General features: G+C 48.4%; 3 protein-coding genes. All 3 read right to left on the reverse strand.

The genetic code is table 11. The features are described from left to right. On the reverse strand, positions 1 to 1159 hold a 1159-nt coding region (locus tag KDK19_RS11905; protein WP_257292038.1), incomplete at its 3' end, for a hypothetical protein. A gap of 123 nt (positions 1160 to 1282) precedes the next feature. Continuing rightward, positions 1283 to 3427, reverse strand: coding sequence for a hypothetical protein (locus tag KDK19_RS11910; protein ID WP_257255399.1), 2145 nt, complete (start codon positions 3425 to 3427; stop codon positions 1283 to 1285). A 141-nt stretch (positions 3428 to 3568) separates the two neighbouring features. Continuing rightward, positions 3569 to 3895 (reverse strand): hypothetical protein, encoded by a 327-nt coding sequence (locus KDK19_RS11915; protein WP_257288285.1) that lies wholly within the window; start codon positions 3893 to 3895, stop codon positions 3569 to 3571. Positions 3896 to 3986: the final 91 nt, after the last annotated feature.

Consider the following 3986-nt stretch of genomic DNA (forward strand, 5'->3'; position numbering starts at 1 on the left):
TGTGAGACGACAGGCTATTAGCATTCTTGAAGAGCTTCCCGCATGGCCGCTGCTGGCCATCTTCCCTGAACACAATCAGGTCACAGATTTTTTGCTCCGTGTCGTATTTTTTTTTGTGATCTGACAGGGATTGTTGGCAATGGGTAGTCGCTACGGGTGTGAGACAACTCGAAGCTGATATACCCATTGGGCCTGTGAAACAGACAACCGAACAAGAAATCCCGCCTTCTTCTGGAAGAGTACGAGCACCCAGACTAAGTAACCCATCGATTATAATCTGGTCATCATCGGTGACAGGTGAACTCTCAGACATTTGCAGATCATCATTGAGTCGCTCATCAGGGGCAGTGCCAGAGGCCAGCCCTGCATTCATCGAATGTGTAGCGTATCCGGGGTCAAAATAGTGTCTGTAACCAAGGTCGTCTTCATTGGCCGAATGAGGGCGTAAGCTTTGTCCGGGTGTTGCTCCTGCTGGCCGGAATTGACAAACGCCATGACAGGGGTGAACGAAACAATTTAAACCTAAACTGTGCAAATGTTCTTGTGGACTTCCAGTACCATCGCCAGAGTCAAAATACAGGAGTTGAGTGAAAGAGCCAGCAGGATGGCTGTTAGCTGCCAGGACTTGCCGGCAGGATGATTCTGATGGCAAGTTTTGTGGTGGGTTTTCAACAGAGCCATGCATCATGGTAATAGTCACAAACGGGTGATCTCCCTCCATCAGCACAAAGATTCCCTCCTGTTGTTCAGTCGATTTATAGAGCGGTGAATCGAGGTTCCAACAGCCTTTTAAGAGCCAGACAACACCGAAAACTACTTCAACAGATAGCCATGAGCTTGCAGGAGCATCTTTGGTGGTCATAATCAGTTCGTAAGCAACCAAAAGATGAATGGCATAAAGCCATTGCCACGAAATCGTCTCAATAATCACCGCTCTTGCTCCGTAACCTCCAGGTCTGCGTTGTTTTTCATCAGGCGACTTTGGTCTTGCGTAGCCATTGGTTCCGGTAAAGTCTGACGGGGTGCCTGATAATGAATACCGTTGAAGTTTTTTAGAAATGTTCTGTTCTGGAAAACCTGCATCCTGTTCAAGCTCGACAATATGATGCCTTGTCAATGCTTCGGTCTGGCAGACGACAAACAGCAACAGTAACAACAATGGCAAAAACAGTGGTAACAGCAGTGCCCCAAAAAGTGAGTGTTTAATAATTCTATCCTTGAGTTCTGGTTCTGAGAGAGAAAGGATAGATCAAGAAAACCTCCTGAAAGGACGGGTGTCAGATCAAGGACTGAGGTCATCGTTCTGGTCCAAATCAACAGGCTTGCGTTTTCGATGCACTCTTTTGTGATTAAAGAGGGCTCGAGCATTCCTGCAGACTGTCCCACATGGTTTCGGCTGGCCATGCTCCCCGACTACGGTGAAGTCACAGGTTTGATGGCCGGTGTGGTCTCTGAATTTATGATCTGCCAGGTTTTGAGCATTCATGCAGACCTTTCCGCATGGCTGTGGCTGGCCATCTTCGCCAAACACTTTTGCTCCACAGGTTTTTGGCCCGCTGTGTTTTTTTCTTTTGTGATTACTCAGGCTGCGAGCATTCTTGTATACCTTCCCGCATTGCCTCGACTGGCCATCCACCCCGACTGCTGTGAGATTACAGACTTGCTGCCCGGTGTGCTCTAGTCTTTTATGATGCGACAAAGATATTGCACTCTTGCAAACCGCATTGCATCCTTGCTGCTGGCTATCCTCCCCAACCACGATCAGGTGACAGGTTTGTTGCCCTCTGTGCTCTCTTCTTTTGTGACTTAGCAGGGCGTAAGCATTATTAGAGACCTTCCCGCATGGCCGCGGCAGGCCATCCTCCCCGACCATGGTCAGGTCACAGGTTTGTTGACCGCTGTGGACTCTGCTTTTGTGATCTGCCAAGGCCCGAGTATTCTTGCAGACTTTCCCACATGACCACTGCTGACCATCCTCTCCGACCACGATCACGCCGCAGGTTTTATGCCCACTGTGGATTCTGTTTTTGTGAACTGACAAAGCATTAGCATTCTTGCAGACCGTCCCGCATGGTCGAGGCTGGCCATCCTCCCCAATCACTGATTCGTCACAGATTCGTTGCCCTCTATGGTATTTGCTTTTGTGACATGACAGGGATCGAGCACTCTTGCAAACTGCACCGCATGGACGCTGTTGGCCATTCGTCTCGTTCACTGTCTCGTCACAGGTTTTTTGTTCGCTATGGACTCTGCTTTTGTGATCCCACAGGGCTTGAGAATTCTTACAGTATTTACCGCACGGTCGCTTCTGGCCATCCTCCCCGACCACGGTCACGTCACAGCTTTTTTGTTCAGTGTCGTATTTTTTTGTGTGATCTGACTGAGCTTGTTGCCATTGGCTAGCCACTCTGGTGATGAGACAACCGAGAGATGAAAAACCTTTTAGTCGTGAGGAATGGGCAATCGTACAGGAAATTCCATTTTTTTCTGGAAGACTATGACCTCCCAGACTGAGTAGCCCATCGATTATAACCTGGTCATCAGCTTTAGCAGATAAATTCCCGGGGATTTGCACATCTTCATTGAGTGTCCCGTCAGGGACAGTAGTAGATGTGAGCCCTACAGTCATTGAACGTGAAGCGTATCCAGAATCAAAATAGTGTATGCAACCATGGCAGTGTTTATTAACCGAATGAGGGTTTGAACTTTGTCCGGCTGATGTTCCTGATGGCCGGAATTGACAGACGCCATGACAAGGGTGAACGAAACAACTTAAACCTAAAGTGTGCGAGTAATGATGAGGGTCTCCGTTACCACCATCAGAGTCAGGATGCAGGAGATGAGTGAAGTAGCCTTTAGGGTGGATGATGGCTGACGGGACTTGCTGGCCGAACGATTCTGATGGCGTGTATTGAGGTGGGTTATCTCCAGAGCCGGGCATCACAGTTGTGATCGCAAACATATAACCCTCCTTTGTCAGCACGGAGGTTGCCACCTGTTGTTTAATCGGTTTAAACAGCGGTGAACAGAGGTTCCAATAGCTTTTTAAAAGCCAGCCGACAGCGAAAACGACTTCTACAGGTAACCATGAACAGGAGATGACGCTTATAGGGGCATCTTTGGTGGTCAGGATCAGATTATAAGCTACCAAAAGATGAGGGCCATCAAGCCATTGCCATGAAAGCGACTCCATGATGATCGTTTTTCCTCCATAACCTCCAAACCTGTGCCGATTTTCATCAAGCAGCGAAGTTGATCCTGCGTAGTCGTAGGTGTCGGTGAAGCCTGACGAGTCGCCCGGTGCTATACACCGGTGAGGCTTTATGAAAATGTTCTGTTTTGGAGAGCCTGCATCCTGTTCAAGCTTGACAATAAAATGTCTTGTCAACGCTTCGGCCTGACAGACGACAGACAACGATATTAGCAACAGCAGTGTCCCAAAGAGTGAGCCTTTAATAATTCTATCCTTGCGTTCAGATTGACAGAGAGGAAGGATAGATCAAGAAAATTAGTATGTTTTTCTCTCAGAGACCTTTCGCTGAAGCAGAAGATGGCACCAGACATAACTTCACTCGTTGTGCTCCACATCGAGAGGCTTGCGTTTCCGATGTCTTTTTTTGTGATCCGACAGAGCACTGGCATTCCTGCAGAGCTTCCCACATTGCCGCAGCAGGCCATCCTCACCGACCTCTATTACGTTGCACGAGGTTTGCCCGGCAGGTCGGGTTGTATCGGCTGTCCCGGCATCTTTTGATTCTGAGGCGACCCCGTCTGAGGCGACCACGTCCGAAGAGTTACAGCTATTGGTTGGTTTACTATCTCTGTTATGTGCCTGACATAGATGATCATTCGCACATTGGAACTGAATGGCAGGGGGACTATTTAATGCTTCCAAAGGTAAATACATTAAAGCGAGGTTTTAAGATGCTTTGCCAGTGAATGGGTGTGTTGCACGAAAGGTGACTGCTTGAGGTAATGGGCTTGCA

It is taken from the genome of Endozoicomonas sp. ONNA1, from assembly GCF_024606325.1.
Lineage (GTDB): Bacteria > Pseudomonadota > Gammaproteobacteria > Pseudomonadales > Endozoicomonadaceae > Endozoicomonas_A.